This is a genomic window from Flavobacterium sp. (assembly GCF_049240005.1).
In the GTDB taxonomy this organism is placed as follows: domain Bacteria; phylum Bacteroidota; class Bacteroidia; order Flavobacteriales; family Flavobacteriaceae; genus Flavobacterium.
In genome coordinates, this window is the sequence record NZ_JBMLTK010000009.1 from 1 (window position 1) to 14,757 (window position 14,757).

Annotated in this window: 11 protein-coding genes; 9 read left to right on the forward strand and 2 right to left on the reverse strand. The window is 41.4% G+C overall.

Annotated features, from left to right (window positions below; all coding sequences use genetic code 11):
* Positions 1 to 404 precede the first annotated feature (404 nt).
* Genes ACOVQQ_RS00485 through ACOVQQ_RS00495 form a run of 3 tightly spaced genes read left to right on the forward strand, consistent with a single transcriptional unit; the run spans position 405 to position 2,982 of the window.
* Positions 405 to 1,121 carry a YqjF family protein gene (locus tag ACOVQQ_RS00485; RefSeq protein ID WP_421816476.1) on the forward strand — a complete coding sequence of 239 codons (717 nt, stop codon included), beginning with the start codon at positions 405 to 407 and terminating at the stop codon, positions 1,119 to 1,121.
* Positions 1,122 to 1,132: 11 nt separating this feature from the next.
* On the forward strand, positions 1,133 to 1,741 hold the full coding sequence (locus ACOVQQ_RS00490; RefSeq protein ID WP_421816477.1) for a flavin reductase family protein: 609 nt from the start codon (positions 1,133 to 1,135) through the stop codon (positions 1,739 to 1,741).
* 50 nt (positions 1,742 to 1,791) lie between these two features.
* Positions 1,792 to 2,982: an NAD(P)/FAD-dependent oxidoreductase gene (locus ACOVQQ_RS00495; protein WP_421816478.1), complete on the forward strand. Its 1,191-nt coding sequence runs from the start codon at positions 1,792 to 1,794 to the stop codon at positions 2,980 to 2,982.
* A gap of 157 nt (positions 2,983 to 3,139) precedes the next feature.
* Here ACOVQQ_RS00495 and dnaK read toward each other — a convergent pair whose 3' ends face one another.
* A complete protein-coding gene (dnaK, locus tag ACOVQQ_RS00500; RefSeq protein WP_298148727.1) occupies positions 3,140 to 5,032 on the reverse strand; it encodes a molecular chaperone DnaK in 1,893 nt (630 codons plus the stop codon).
* Positions 5,033 to 5,406: 374 nt separating this feature from the next.
* Positions 5,407 to 5,862, reverse strand: a complete 456-nt coding sequence (locus tag ACOVQQ_RS00505; RefSeq protein ID WP_298148728.1) for a DUF1801 domain-containing protein — start codon at positions 5,860 to 5,862, stop codon at positions 5,407 to 5,409.
* A 55-nt stretch (positions 5,863 to 5,917) separates the two neighbouring features.
* Here ACOVQQ_RS00505 and ACOVQQ_RS00510 point away from each other — a divergent pair, with 55 nt between their 5' ends.
* From ACOVQQ_RS00510 to ACOVQQ_RS00535, 6 genes are all read left to right on the forward strand, one after another.
* Positions 5,918 to 7,000 carry a DUF3667 domain-containing protein gene (locus ACOVQQ_RS00510; RefSeq protein WP_421816479.1) on the forward strand — a complete coding sequence of 361 codons (1,083 nt, stop codon included), beginning with the start codon at positions 5,918 to 5,920 and terminating at the stop codon, positions 6,998 to 7,000.
* A gap of 2 nt (positions 7,001 to 7,002) precedes the next feature.
* Positions 7,003 to 8,010, forward strand: a complete 1,008-nt coding sequence (locus ACOVQQ_RS00515) for a M28 family peptidase (protein ID WP_421816480.1) — start codon at positions 7,003 to 7,005, stop codon at positions 8,008 to 8,010.
* 224 nt (positions 8,011 to 8,234) lie between these two features.
* Positions 8,235 to 8,612: a hypothetical protein gene (locus ACOVQQ_RS00520; protein WP_421816481.1), complete on the forward strand. Its 378-nt coding sequence runs from the start codon at positions 8,235 to 8,237 to the stop codon at positions 8,610 to 8,612.
* Positions 8,613 to 8,716: 104 nt separating this feature from the next.
* Entirely contained in the window at positions 8,717 to 9,799 is a 1,083-nt protein-coding gene (locus ACOVQQ_RS00525) for an efflux RND transporter periplasmic adaptor subunit (protein ID WP_421816504.1), read from the forward strand.
* A 19-nt stretch (positions 9,800 to 9,818) separates the two neighbouring features.
* The gene (locus ACOVQQ_RS00530; RefSeq protein WP_421816482.1) at positions 9,819 to 12,986 is read left to right on the forward strand and encodes an efflux RND transporter permease subunit; all 3,168 of its coding nucleotides are present in this window, start codon (positions 9,819 to 9,821) and stop codon (positions 12,984 to 12,986) included.
* Entirely contained in the window at positions 12,979 to 14,400 is a 1,422-nt protein-coding gene (locus tag ACOVQQ_RS00535) for a TolC family protein (RefSeq protein WP_421816483.1), read from the forward strand. The genes ACOVQQ_RS00530 and ACOVQQ_RS00535 overlap by 8 nt, the downstream gene beginning before the upstream one ends.
* Positions 14,401 to 14,757 lie beyond the last annotated feature (357 nt).

A 14,757-nucleotide genomic window follows, 5' to 3' on the forward strand; every position in this document is an offset into this window, starting at 1 on the left:
CCAGCTTTTTAAGCGCACGGAAAACACTGAACCTCAAAGAATTTTTGCGCAATACGGCACCGTTGAGGAAAACACAGAACTTATCAAGCCACCAAAAAATCGCACTAGCCTTCGACAAGCTCAGGCTCCGGTCGCCGATCTGTGGGTTCGGGTGGGAAGATGATACGTTAAGTGGTTAACGTCGCCAAGTCTAGCCTCTCGTGTCTAGCTTCTAACTTCTAAAAAAAACTTACTCCTTCGACACGCTCAGGCACCAACGCAACTTGAAAAATGCCCAAGGCAAGGTTAAAATGGCGGTAAGTTCCCTTGATTACCGCTAACTTGCTTGCTACAAATTCAACTTGGTTTTAAAAAATAACTAATTGAAAATCTACTGATTACCAAAATATATAGCAATCGTTAAAATGCCTAAAACTTTTTTATCGGCGCGATGGGAAGATCTAATCATGGCAAATTATGCCGTTGATCCGGAAGTTCTGCAACCCTACCTTCCGAAAGGCGTTGAACTCGACTTTTTTGAAAGCAAAACCTATGTAAGTTTAGTAGGTTTTATGTTTCGAAACACGCGCTTGTTCGGGGTTCCTATCCCACTGCTCGGAACTTTTGAAGAGATCAATCTGCGTTTCTACGTTAAACGCCGGACAGAAAACGGCTATAAACGCGGCGTGGTTTTTATTAACGAAACCGTTCCGTACCCAGCAGTTGCCTGGCTTGCCAATAAATTGTACAAAGAACATTACACCGCCATACCTACTAAACATCAAATTTTGACAAATGCCCAAAATCGCTCGCTGCGCTACCAATGGAAAACCAATAATAACTGGAACCATTTGCAATTAAATTGCAGCCCAATCGCTGTTGCCATGCGTGAAAACAGCATCGAAGAATTTATCTTTGAACACTACTACGGCTATACTAAAGTGTCGGACACCAAAACCTTGGAATACCGCGTAAACCATCCGCGTTGGCAGGTTTTTCCCGTAATTAACTACGACATTTCTTGCAATTTTAAAGCAATGTACGGAACTGATTTTGAATATCTTGCTACACAAAAACCGGATTCGGTTATCGTTGCGAACGGCTCAAACGTTACGGTCGACTGGAAGCGTCATTCAATTTAATACTACATCTTATGAAAATAGATACTGCTGCCCTTGAACAACTCGAAACGCGTTACCGCACAGCGTTTATCAACTCGCTTGCCGGTTTCAGACAGGCAGTTTTGGTAGGAACTAAAAGCGAAAGCGGCGCTGAAAATTTGGCTATTTTTAATTCGGTTATTCATCTAGGCGCCAATCCGGCCTTGTTGGGTTTACTGAGCAGGCCACATACCGTGCCGCGCGATACGCTCGAAAACATGCTTGCCACCACTTTTTATACCTTAAACTACGTAGCTGCAACGCATTATAAAGCGGCACACCAAACCTCGGCTCGCTACGACAAAGGCGTTTCGGAATTTGAACAAGTAGGTTTTACGCCCGAATATCACGACGATTTCTACGCACCGTATGTACAAGAAGCAGTCGTACAAATTGGTATGAAACTCGAAACACACATTCCTATTCCATTAAACGGAACGGTTTTGTTGGTGGGCAGTATTCAGCACATCCGTCTTGCCGATGATTTAGTAGGTGCCGACGGATTTGTACATTTGTCGGATGCAGATGTTTTGGTAAGTCAGGGTTTAGACGCATATTTTCGAGCGTCGGCTGTAGGAAGATTACCCTACGCAAAACCTTAAAAACTCATTTTCAACTGCAAAGACAAGAGTATCTAAAGTAACGAATTACAATGAAAGTAGCTATAATTGGCGGCGGCTTGGCGGGTTTAACCTGTGCCTGGTACTTAAAGAAAAACGGCATAGCGGATGTTACCGTCTTCGAATCGTCGGATTCGGTTGGTGGAAAAGTGAAAACAGACCTTATTTCGGGATATCGCTGCGACCGCGGATTTCAAGTACTCCTTCCCGCCTATCCGGAAACGAAAAAAGTATTGAATTACGAGGCGCTCAACTTGCAGCGTTTTGACAAAGGATCGTTGATTTTTAGAAACGGGAAGAAAATTCCGTTTTACGATCCCGAGAACGGCGTTTCGGCTTTAATACAAACGGTATTGAAAGGTCCGGGTAGTTTACGCGACAAAGTACTGTTGCTCAAATTGAAGTTGCAACTAAGTCGAACGAGCGTTGACACCATTTTAAACAGTTCCGATACCCGCACCTCACTTTCGTTCTTGAAAGATTTTGGTTTTAGTTCGTCGATGATTACCGACTTTTGGAAACCGTTTTATCAGGGTGTTTTTTTGGAAAACGACTTACAAACGGATAACCGCATGTTGCGATTTACATTTAAAATGTTTGCCGAATCGGGTGCTGCCGTTCCCAAAAACGGTATGGGCGCGATTCCGGAACAACTCGCAGAGTTTATTGGTAAAAAAAATATTCGTTTAGAAACCGCTGTTCCGGCCTTCGATGCGCATTCGGTTACGACAGCTGTTGGCGAAACCAGTACTTTTGATGTCGTGGTTTGTGCATTTAATTACGAGAAATCGGTGTTGTACCACAGCGTTTCGAACTATTATTTTGAGGCAGAGCAACTTCCGCTCGAGAGCAAACACGTTTTGTTGAATGCCAATGCCAAACGAATTGTAAACAATGTGGTTTTAATGAGCTACGTGGCACCCAATTACAGCAGTACGAACAAACAGTTAATTTCTGTTTCGGCAAACGGAACGGGCTGGACAAACGAACAAATTACCAACGATTTACAACTACTTTTTGGCGCTCAGGTTCGCGATTGGAAGTTGGTGAAATACTACGAAATTTACGAAGCGCTACCCAATTTGAACCCTATACGTAGCTTTAGCAGCCAACAGAAAGCCGGCGTGTATTATTGCGGTGATTACCTGACGCAAGGATCGATTAACGGTGCGATGCAAAGCGGAAGAATCACAGCTGAAGCCATTTTAAATTCAAAAAAATAAACGTTGTTGCGTCATTTATATAATGAATGTATCGTAGGTTTTTTCGTTAACAGAAACAGTATTTCAGATTGCATCAATAAAAGCTTATTGCCTTAACTAATATCATAAAAAAAGGTCGCCTTATTCGGGCGACCTTTTAGTTTATGTACGAAAGAAATTATTTCACTTCTTCGTAGTCGACGTCTTGAACATTATCACCTTGCGTTTCTGCAGTCGGTTCAGCTTGTGCTTGTTGAGCACCTGGGTTCTGACCTTGTGCGTACATCGCTTCGGTAGCTTTTTTCCAAGCGGCGTTTATTTTGTCTAAACCGGTTTGGATAGCGGCCAAATCTTGAGCGGCGTGTGCTGCTTTCAATTCGGTTAAAGCTGCTTCAATTTCCGCTTTATCGTCGGCTGAAATCTTATCGCCAAGTTCTTTCAACTGACTTTCCGTTTGGAAAACCATAGAATCGGCTTCGTTTAATTTTTCAACACGTTCGCGTGCAATTCTGTCGGCTTCGGCATTAGCTTCGGCATCTTTTTTCATGCGCTCGATTTCTTCTTGCGTAAGTCCAGAAGAAGCTTCGATACGGATATCGTGCGATTTACCAGTTCCTTTATCGGTTGCAGAAACTTTGATGATACCGTTTGCATCGATATCGAAAGTTACTTCGATTTGCGGTACGCCGCGTGGTGCTGGTGGGATCCCGTCTAAGTGAAAACGACCGATGGTTTTGTTATCGGCTGCCATAGCACGATCTCCTTGCAATACGTGGATTTCCACAGATGGCTGAGAATCGGCTGCAGTGGAGAACACTTGCGATTTTTTAGTTGGGATCGTTGTGTTTGCTTCGATTAATTTCGTTAATACACCACCCATTGTTTCGATACCAAGAGATAGCGGTGTTACGTCGAGTAACAATACATCTTTCACATCGCCAGAAAGTACACCACCTTGGATCGCAGCACCGATAGCAACTACTTCGTCGGGGTTCACGCCTTTAGACGCTTTCTTTCCGAAGAATTTCTCAACTTCTTCAGCAATTTTAGGCATACGTGTAGAACCACCTACCAAGATTACTTCGTCGATATCTGACGTTGACAAGCCCGCATCTTTAAGCGCTTTTGCCACAGGATCCATCGAACGTCTTACCAACGAATCGGTTAATTGTTCGAAACGAGCACGAGAAAGTTTTTTAACTAAGTGCTTAGGTCCGGTTGCTGTAGCAGTTACGTAAGGCAAGTTAATTTCAGTTTCTGCAGAAGAAGACAATTCGATTTTTGCTTTTTCAGCTGCTTCTTTAATACGTTGAAGAGACATTGGGTCTTGACGCAAGTCGATACCTTCTTCGCTTTTGAATTCATCTGCCAACCAGTCGATGATGGCTTGGTCGAAATCGTCTCCACCTAAGTGTGTATCACCGTTTGTTGAAAGAACTTCAAAAACGCCGTCTCCTAATTCCAAGATCGAGATATCGAATGTACCACCACCTAAGTCGTATACAGCGATTTTTTGATCTTTTCCTTTTTTATCTAAACCGTAGGCAAGAGCTGCGGCAGTAGGTTCGTTGATGATACGCATTACTTTAAGACCTGCGATTTCTCCAGCTTCTTTAGTTGCTTGGCGCTGAGCATCGTTAAAGTATGCCGGAACGGTAATAACAGCTTCAGAAACGGTTTGTCCTAAATAATCTTCAGCCGTTTTTTTCATTTTTTGAAGTGTCATTGCCGACAATTCCTGAGCGGTGTATAAGCGACCGTCGATATCCACACGAGGTGTATTGTTGTCGCCTTTCACTACTTTGTAAGGTACTCTACCTGCTTCATCAGAAGTTTCGGTGAAATTTCTTCCCATGAAACGCTTGATTGAGGCGATGGTTTTGGTTGGGTTTGTAACTGCTTGACGTTTAGCAGGATCACCAACTTTGATTTCACCACCATCTACAAAACCGATGATTGAAGGTGTTGTTCTTTTTCCTTCTGAATTAGGAATTACAACAGCCTCACTACCTTCCATTACGGCAACACATGAGTTGGTTGTTCCTAAGTCAATACCAATGATTTTACCCATTTTGCTTATTTAATTTTTAGATTTTTAATCTGATTTTAATGACATCCTTCACTAGTCAATCTTTGTGCCATTGTTTCATTAGGGTGATTTTAATGTCAGATTTCAGAAATAGGCATAAAAAAACTGTCAAGTTGACATATCGTAAATTTATGCCAACGTAACAGTTTCTGGTTAAAAAGTGTAGTGAATTAGTATTTCATAAGCCACACTAACATCAGCGTTCCGAAGATTATTGCCACTGCGGAACACAAAAATCTAAAACACATTTTTTCGCTCCAATCTTTCATAGTAATTGATTTTAGCATTAATGTTTGTAGAAATGGGGATAGCTAATTTAACACTATTTTTAGAATTAGCAACTGATTTTGAGAAAATTATCTTCGCTCGAGGGCTGCTTCGTATAAAAGAATCCAGTCTTTAGGAGTCATTTGTTTTAGTAGTTCGCCGAGTAATTTTATTGGCAATTCTGCTGGTTTAAATCGAATGCAACTTTTACCCATGTCGAGTTTTCTTTTACTGTGTAGTGGATATTGTTCTGTAAACCAATTCAATAAATCGGTGTTAACATAAATGCCCATGTGATAGAGTGCGATGAAATTTTTCTGATTGGCGAAACTTACAAAAGGTAGCGGTTGTTTGGGATCGCAGTGGTAGCCGCGGGGAAACATACTGTGAGGAACCACGTACGCCGGCATGCCGTAACCAATTGTTTCTTCAAAACCTGAAGGCAAACTCTTAATTAAGGTATCTCGCAATTCGTTTAAATCGTTCTGTCGATCTTGTGGCTGCGCAGCAATATACTTGTCAACAGCCTCGCTTTTCTTTATCATTTGCATTAATTTAGGCGACGAAATTTAACAACTTTCAACCAATCTATAACAAACCATGTCAAAAGCGCCTGTAAGAACCGACAAAACGTGTTTGAATTGTCGGCATGTGGTCGAAAATCGTTTCTGTCCGAACTGTGGACAGGAGAATGTGTCGGTCCGAAAAAACTTTTACCATCTATTTGTTCACTTTTTCGAAGACTTAACGCACTATGAAAATGCCTTTTGGCGAACAATCAAAAACCTAATCACAAAACCTGGCTCGCTTACTTCGGAGTATTTGTCGGGAAAACGGATGTCGTACCTCGCTCCTATTCGATTGTATATTTTCATAAGTTTTGTTACTTTTTTGTCGATTAATTTACTGCCCGCAGATTCTGATGCCGTAACTGTAGACATGAATGAGCAAACGAAAGTTGGGAAAATTGATGTTGAAACGGCAAAAAAGAACGCGCACAACTTGGTTTCGGATTTGGCAAAGGACAATAAAATTGGAAAGAAAGAAGCCGACAGTCTTAAAAATTTTATTGCGTCAGTTCGAAAAAAAGACGATGATTTATCGGTTGGTTTTTTTCAAGATGACGCCAAAACCTTGGAAGAATACGATGAAAAAATCAAAGAGATGTCTGAAGAAGAAAAGCCGTCGGCTATTGAGCAGATGTTCGTGCGCAAGTCGATCGAGTTAAACAACAGATATACCGGCAAAGAGTTACAAGAACGATTTTTTGAAACTTTCAAACACAATTTACCTAAGGTATTGTTCATCTACATGCCTTTGTTTGCTTTTATTTTATGGATTTTCGAAAGCAAGAAGAAATATTATTACTTCGATCACGGCATATTTACTCTGCATTATTTTTCGTTTTTGTTGTTGATGTTGCTGCTGGAACATTTGTTAAGTTGGTTTTTTCTTATCACTGGCTTAGAAGGGTACACAGCTGTGGAAGTTATCTATTCAATTATAGTTTTAGGGCTCCTATTTTACTCCTTCTACTATTTTTTTCCAGCGCACCACCGCTTTTATAAAACCGAGCGTGTCATTACGTTTTTCAAAGGAATTTTCATTTTCATGATTAACTGTTTCCTAATTATCTTAGTTTTAACCGGAATGGCATTATACACCTTTTACAATATAAAATAGCTATGAAGAAACACCTTTTAGTCGCCTCGGCGGCGTTATTACTTTGGTCTTGTGCTCCCAAGCATTCCACTAGTGCATCCAATTCTGCTGATGTTATTAAGGAAGCCGAGCTAAAGGAAATGCTTACTTACATTGCTTCCGACGAAATGCAAGGACGTGAAACCGGTTCTGAAGGTCAGAAGGCCGCTGGTCGCTATTTGATAAATCAGTACAAAAAAACGGGTATCGGATTTCCACCGGAGCAAAGCGGCTACTACCAAGCAGTTCCAGCCGCATACATGAATAAGAAAAGTCGAGAAGTTTTAAATGATTCCGAAAACATTTGGGCTTTTATTAAAGGAGATGAAAATCCGGATGAAGTAGTAGTATTATCGGCACATTACGATCATGTTGGAACAGAAAACGGTACAGTTTATAACGGTGCCGACGACGACGGAAGCGGTAGCGTTGCACTGGTCGAAATTGCCAAAGCCATTAAAAAGGCACAGAAAAACGGATTAAAACTTAAGCGATCGTTGCTTATTTTACATGTAACTGGCGAAGAACACGGCTTGCACGGATCGCGTTATTATTCCGAAAATCCGGCTTTTCCGCTGCTTAACACAGTGGCGAATGTGAATATCGACATGATTGGCCGACGTGACGTGGAACACAAAGACAATGGAAATTATGTCTATGTTATCGGATCTGATTTTCTATCTACCGAATTAGATAAAATCTGTAAATCGGCAAATGAAAAGTCTGTGAACATTTTCTTGGATTACAAGTACAACAACAAAACCGATCCAAATCGTTTTTACTACCGTTCTGATCACTACAATTTTGCTAAAAACGGCATTCCTTCTGTATTCTTGTTCAGCGGTGTTCACGAAGACTATCACAAACCAACCGACGATGTGGAAAAAATTGAATTCGATTTATTAACTAAACGAACAAAACTTGCTTACAATATTGTATTAGAACTACTTACAAGAGAAAAGCGCATTGTTGTCGACAAACCGCTAGATTAAGATTTAATAGATTTTTGACAGAAAGAACGACTCTAATTAATCTTTAAATTAGGGTCGCTTTTTGTTGCTAGTCGTTGCAACTTAATTTTAAATTTGCCTGTAACTGAAGACTACGAGCTCTATTTAAATGATTTTCTGCTAAATCGATATAGTTGATATAATTTGTTAAAATTCGAAAAATATAATGTTCTGATCTAAATAATGTACCTAGCTTTGTGGCGTATATGAAGTGGTTTAAGTCGTTTTTAATTCTCTTTGTCAGCGGGCTTCTATTGTCTGCTACTACTTCATTTGCCACCGATATAAATCTAGATGGCAGAACGTTTTCCAAAACAAAAACAGTAGTTAAAGGCAGCTCTTCGGCTGAGGATACCCATAGTAAAGAGGTCTTTTTCTCAGAAGATCACGAAAGCGAGGAAGGTCATGAAACCGAATCGCAACCTTCTTTAAAACCATTTGCTGCGCTACTAGCTAACAATAGCGAATCGGGTTTCGTTTCTTTTATTTCTTTCCGCCAAAAGCAACTCCTCCCTAGTAGTTTCCAAAAACAAATCGGACGTTCGTGCCCGATTTATCTTTTCATTCGGGTACTCAGACTGTGATTAACGGCGACAAGTTGTCGCACCGATGTTCGTCCTTCGGGACAAATTTCCTAACAAAAATCCTTTAAACTCTTGCGCACATGCGCAAAAAACATCGTTTGATCATGGTCAAAAAAATGATTGTGGCTGCCGTATTGGTATGCCTTGGCAGTGCCAGCTGCGCCCATAAAGAAACCGAAAAACAAGAGAATGTTACCTTTGCTGTAACGGCTCCAATTCAAATAGATACCACGTTTGTAAAACAATATGTCGCGCAAATTCGCTCGGTACAGAACGTCGAAATTCGCGCACAGGAACGTGGCTTTCTCGAGCATATTTACGTTGATGAAGGCCAATTTGTAACCAAAGGTCAGTTGCTTTTCAAAATCATGCCGCGCTTGTATCAAGCCGAATTGCAAAAAGCCCAGGCCGAAGCAAAAGCAGCAGCTATTGAATTGAAAAATGCTAAAACACTGGCTGATAAAAACATTGTTTCCAAAAACGAACAATTGGTAGCGCAAGCTCGCTTAGAACAAGCAAACGCAGCCGTTTCGATGGCAAAATTGCACTTGTCGTTTACCGAAATTCGCGCTCCTTTTTCTGGAACGGTCGACCGAATTCCAAAAAAACTCGGCAGTTTAATCGATGAGGGAGAAATTCTCACCACTCTGTCTGATAACTCACACATGTTTGCCTATTTCAATGTATCTGAGCCCGAATATCTGGATTACAAATTACACGTTTCCGATCGTGGTGAAACCAATGTCGATTTGCTTTTGGCGAACGGGGATACACTTCCATACAAGGGAAAAATCGAAGTAATTGAAAGTGAATTTGATGCTGAAACCGGAAATATTGCCTTTCGAGCTGGTTTCCCCAATCCAAAGCAATTACTTAAACACGGAGAAACGGGGAAGGTACAAATGCAATTTCCGATGCGAAATGCGATAGTTATTCCACAAAAAACCACTTACGAAATCCAAGACAAGAAATTCGTTTTTGTAGTGAATGCTGCGAATCGGGTAAAATCGCGCGAAATTGTTGTCGCTGGAGAATTACCCGACTTGTATGTAGTAAAATCAGGTTTGAAAGTTGGTGAAAAAATTGTTCTCGATGGCATTCAAAAGCTAAACGATAACGATCACATCAAGTATGCGTTCGAGGAGCCTAAAGCTTTGCTTCATAAATTAAAACTTAAGGCAGAGTAACCGCAAAATCCAAGAACTTATGTTTAGTAGATTCATTCAAAGACCGGTATTATCTATCGTAATATCGCTCATTATCGTATTTCTGGGAGTTTTGGCGCTTATCGGTTTACCTGTAACCCAATTTCCTGCTATTTCCCCACCAAAAGTTAGTATCGTTGCCGAATATCCCGGTGCGAATAACGAACTGATGATTAAGTCGGTTATCATACCTTTAGAACGCGCGCTTAACGGTGTTCCGGGCTTAAAATATATGTCGGCTGATGCAGGTAATGATGGCGAAGCGTCTATTCAAGCCGTTTTTAACCTCGGTACCGATCCCAATCAGGCAACTTTAAACGTGCAAAATCGCGTGGCGTCGGTGGTCAATAAGCTTCCACCCTTAGTAATTAGGGAAGGCATTAAGATTTCCCGTCAGGAATCGAATATGTTGATGTACGTGAACCTGTATTCGACAGACAAAAATGCCGATCAGAAGTTCTTGTACAACTTTGCCGATATCAATCTTTTAGCAGAATTAAAGCGCGTCGACGGCGTTGGATTTGCAGATATTCTCGGAAACCGAGATTACGCAATGCGAATTTGGTTAAAACCCGATCGCATGCTCGCCTATAAAATTTCGGCCGAAGAAGTGATGGAAGCTTTGAGTTCGCAAAGTTTGGAGGCCTCGCCTGGGAAAACTGGCGAAGCTTCTGGAAAACGCTCGCAAGCATTCGAATACGTTCTAAAATATCCGGGACGTTTTACAACACCCGAACAATACGGAAATGTGGTGGTTCGTGCGACTCCAGATGGTGAGCTTTGTCGTTTAAAAGACGTTGCCAATATTGAGTTCGGTAGTTCTATGTACGATATTTATTCAAATTACAACGGCCGACCTTCTGCCGCAATCGTTCTAAAACAATCGTACGGCAGTAATGCAACACAAGTCATTGAAAATGTTAAGGAAAAGCTAGCCGAGATAAAGAAAAATCGCTTCCCAAAAGGCATGGACTATGAAATCAGTTACGATGTGTCGACGTTCCTCGATGCTTCGATTGAGAAGGTCTTACATACGTTGGTAGAAGCATTTTTACTTGTAGGTTTTGTGGTTTACTTGTTTTTAAACGATTGGCGATCAACACTTATTCCTGCTATAGCCGTACCTGTGTCGCTGATTGGAACTTTCGTTTTTATGCAATTGTTCGGTATCACACTGAATCTAATCACCTTATTTGCTTTAGTTCTAGCTATAGGTATTGTTGTCGATGATGCGATAGTAGTTATCGAGGCCGTACATGCCAAAATGGAAACTGAACATTTATCGGCGCGAAAAGCCACTCAAGCAGCGATGGGCGAAGTTAGTGGCGCAATTATCGCAATTACTTTTGTGATGGCCGCTGTATTTATTCCGGTGTCGTTCATGTCGGGCCCGGTCGGGATTTTCTATCGCCAATTTTCCATTACCATGGCAACAGCAATCATTCTTTCGGGCTTGGTGGCACTTACGTTAACGCCGGCTTTGTGTGCCATGATGCTCAAAAACAATCACGGGAAAAAGAAAAAACAAAATGCAATAAATCGTGCTGTAGCTGGTTTCAATCGTTGGTTCGACAGCTTATCAGGAACCTACGGTGCTATATTGAAAGGCATAGTAAACCGACGCGTTTTAACTTTTGGAATTTTACTTTCGTTTTGCGCTGGAATCTACTTTCTAAGCAATACATTGCCTTCGGGTTTTATTCCCAACGAAGATCAAGGAATGCTCTACGCAGTTATTCAAACGCCGCCTGGTTCGAGTTTGGAACGTACGAACGAAATTGCCGAGAAGTTGCAAAAAATCTGTGAATCTATTCCCGATGTGAAATCGGTTTCTGCTTTGGCAGGATACGAGATTTTAACGGAAGGAACTGGAGCCAATTCAGGAACTTGCTTAATCAATCTTAAATCTTGGGATGAACGTGAACATTCTGCCCTAGAATTGATTGAAGAAATCGAAGAAAAGTCGAAAAACATTGCGGGTGCCACCATCGAATTCTTTCAGCCTCCTGCTTTACCTGGCTACGGAGCTGCTGGCGGTTTCGAGTTGCGATTATTAGATGAAACCGGTACGGGCGATTACCACAAATTAGAAGAAGTGAGTCGTGACTTTGTGGCAGAATTGAACAAACGTCCAGAATTATCGTCCGTATTTTCTTTTTACAGTGCGAGTTTTCCGCAATTTATGCTGCGAATCGACAACGATCTGGCTCAGCAAAAAGGCGTTTCCATAGAGGATGCAACCAATACGCTGTCGACTTTAGTAGGAAGTAATTACGAAATTAGTTTTATCAAATACGGACGTCAGTACAAAGTAATTGTTCAAGCCGCGCCAGAATATCGCGCTTTACCCGACGATATTTTGAAGTTGTATGTAAAGAACGACCGCGATGAAATGGTGCCATTTTCAGCATTCATGCGAATGGAAAAGGTATATGGCTTGTCGGAAATTACACGTCAAAATATGTACACAGCTTCAGAAATTTCCGGACAACCAGCACCCGGCTACAGCAGCGGACAAGCAATTGCCACCATAGATGAAGTTGCTGCCAAAGTTTTACCGCGAGGTTATGAAATCGATTGGGCGGGAATTGCAAAAGACGAGGTGGCTCGTGGAAATGAAGCGATATACATCTTTTTGATTTGTTTAGGCTTTGTGTACTTGATTTTAGCGGCACAATACGAAAGTTTTATTCTTCCTTTTGCTGTAATCTTGTCTTTAGGTGGTGGAGTTTTTGGCGCGTTTTTACTGCTGCAAATCTGCGGTTTAGAAAACAACATTTATGCGCAGGTTGCATTGGTAATGCTTATAGGTTTGCTTGGGAAAAACGCGGTTTTAATAGTTGAATTCGCTGCTTTAAGGCACAGCCAAGGGTTCACGGTTTATCAAGCAGCAATCGAAGGTGCCGTGGTTCGATTCAGACCGATCTTAATGACTTCTTTTGCATTCATCGCCGGTCTAATTCCCTTGGTATTTGCAACCGGTCCGGGTAAAATTGGTAACCGGACTATTGGAACCGCCGCAGCAGGTGGAATGCTAATTGGAACCCTCGCAGGTGTTTTCATTATTCCAGGCTTGTACTACATTTTTGCTCGTATTTCGGAGAAGATTAAAATGGTAAAGAAACAAAAGGAGAGTCCGTTAACAGAAGATTTTGAATACGATGAATAAACTAATAAAAATAAGTTTGGTGCTTGCAGCTGTGGTTGTGGGATGTAGTGCACCTAAAGTGAGCGAAGTAAAATCGAGCTTACAAATACCCGAACAATATCAAGCACAAGCTGACACTTCCAATTCAGCAATTAAGCCTTATCGCATGCTTTTTAACGATCCGAAATTAGTGTCGTTAATCGATATAGCGCTTAAAAACAATCAAGAACTGCAACACGCACTTCAAGAAATCGAGATTGCAAGAAATGAAGTTCGCGCTCGAAAAGGTGAATTGTTGCCAGCAGTTGGAATTGGCGCTGCCGCAGAAGTCGAAAAAGTTGGAAAATTTACGAGTCAGGGGGCAGGCGATGAATCGACCGATATTTTACCTGGTAAAAGAGTTCCAGAAGATTTAACCGACTACTCGCTTGGATTACGCGCCAGTTGGGAAGTTGATGTTTGGAAAAAACTAAGAAGTGCGAAAAAAGCTGCACTATCGCGGTATTTGGCAGAAGTTGAAGGAAAGAACTTCGTAATTACAAATTTGGTTGCTGAAGTTGCCGAACGCTACTACGAATTACAAGCTTTGGACGCCCAGCTCGCTATTATTGACGCGAACGTAGCTTTGCAAGAGAACGCATTGGAAATCGTGAAAGTGCAAAAAGAAGCGGCACGCGCAACGGCTTTAGCGGTCGAAAAATTTGCGGCAGAAGTTGCAGGATCGCAACAACGCGCCTTTTTCGTCAAACAGCAGATTACCGAAACAGAGAATGAACTCAATTTTCTTCTCGGGCGTTTTCCGCAACCAATCGAACGCAGTAAAATAGATTTTTTAACCATTGAACCACTATCAATTCAAACCGGATTGCCATCGCAACTACTTGAAAACCGCCCGGATGTACGCCAAAGAGAACTAGAAGTTACGGCAACACGCTTCGATGTTAAGGCTGCTAAAGCGGCGTTTTATCCGCGATTAGATATCGGTGGTGCTATAGGTTTTCAGTCGTTTCGCACAGCGTCTTTGATTACTTTTCCAGAATCGCTGTTCTACAATTTAGGCGCCGATTTAGCTGCACCGCTCATAAACCGAAATGCCCTGAAAGCGGCTTTTAATTCGGCAAATTCACGGCAACTTCAAGCCTTGATCGAATACGATCAAACTTTACTGCGTGCGTTTGTCGAAGTAGCTAATCAAAAGGCTAAAATCGAAAATTTAGCGAACGGATTCTCAAGACAACTCGAGCAGGTAAATGCTTTAAACCGAGCGATTGATGCAAGTAACGAACTTTTTAAATCGGCACGTGTCGATTATTTTGAAGTTCTCATGACCCAACGCGACGCCCTAGAAGCCAAACTCGAACTGGTTGAAACCAAACAACAAGTTTTAACAGCATCAATAATCATGTACCGTGATCTAGGCGGTGGATGGCGTTAAAAAAAGCTTTTCATACATATAGCAAAGCAATTTTTGTTAGGGAAAAATTGTTCGGAAACCGCACAAACACTTCGTTTGCTGCGGTTTTTTGATTAGTCAGATTATATCGCTACAGCGCTAATTGAATTCGCAACTTAAAAAAAGGTTATTTTTTAAAAATATCCGGTTTTTCCGTAACCGAGTTTCGTTTTTTTTTCGTTGGGATTAACCCGTTTTCCCCTTCCCGTTTCGGGCGAATTTCCCGAAAAAAATCGACATAGCATTACGGGAAATCCGTAAAAATAAAGCTAAAGCAAGTTTTAACAGTAACTTTTATGTTCAGGAAAATCCCAGGTCTATTTTCAAATCACCAGTACT

What these genes read in the sequence shown, in the direction of transcription:
- ACOVQQ_RS00485 (WP_421816476.1), top strand. Translation starts at nt 405, where the DNA reads ATGCCTAAAACTTTTTTATCGGCGCGATGGGAAGATCTAATCATGGCA.
- ACOVQQ_RS00490 (WP_421816477.1), top strand. Translation starts at nt 1,133, where the DNA reads ATGAAAATAGATACTGCTGCCCTTGAACAACTCGAAACGCGTTACCGC.
- ACOVQQ_RS00495 (WP_421816478.1), top strand. Translation starts at nt 1,792, where the DNA reads ATGAAAGTAGCTATAATTGGCGGCGGCTTGGCGGGTTTAACCTGTGCC.
- dnaK (WP_298148727.1), bottom strand. Translation starts at nt 5,032, where the DNA reads ATGGGTAAAATCATTGGTATTGACTTAGGAACAACCAACTCATGTGTT.
- ACOVQQ_RS00505 (WP_298148728.1), bottom strand. Translation starts at nt 5,862, where the DNA reads ATGATAAAGAAAAGCGAGGCTGTTGACAAGTATATTGCTGCGCAGCCA.
- ACOVQQ_RS00510 (WP_421816479.1), top strand. Translation starts at nt 5,918, where the DNA reads ATGTCAAAAGCGCCTGTAAGAACCGACAAAACGTGTTTGAATTGTCGG.
- ACOVQQ_RS00515 (WP_421816480.1), top strand. Translation starts at nt 7,003, where the DNA reads ATGAAGAAACACCTTTTAGTCGCCTCGGCGGCGTTATTACTTTGGTCT.
- ACOVQQ_RS00520 (WP_421816481.1), top strand. Translation starts at nt 8,235, where the DNA reads ATGAAGTGGTTTAAGTCGTTTTTAATTCTCTTTGTCAGCGGGCTTCTA.
- ACOVQQ_RS00525 (WP_421816504.1), top strand. Translation starts at nt 8,717, where the DNA reads ATGGTCAAAAAAATGATTGTGGCTGCCGTATTGGTATGCCTTGGCAGT.
- ACOVQQ_RS00530 (WP_421816482.1), top strand. Translation starts at nt 9,819, where the DNA reads ATGTTTAGTAGATTCATTCAAAGACCGGTATTATCTATCGTAATATCG.
- ACOVQQ_RS00535 (WP_421816483.1), top strand. Translation starts at nt 12,979, where the DNA reads ATGAATAAACTAATAAAAATAAGTTTGGTGCTTGCAGCTGTGGTTGTG.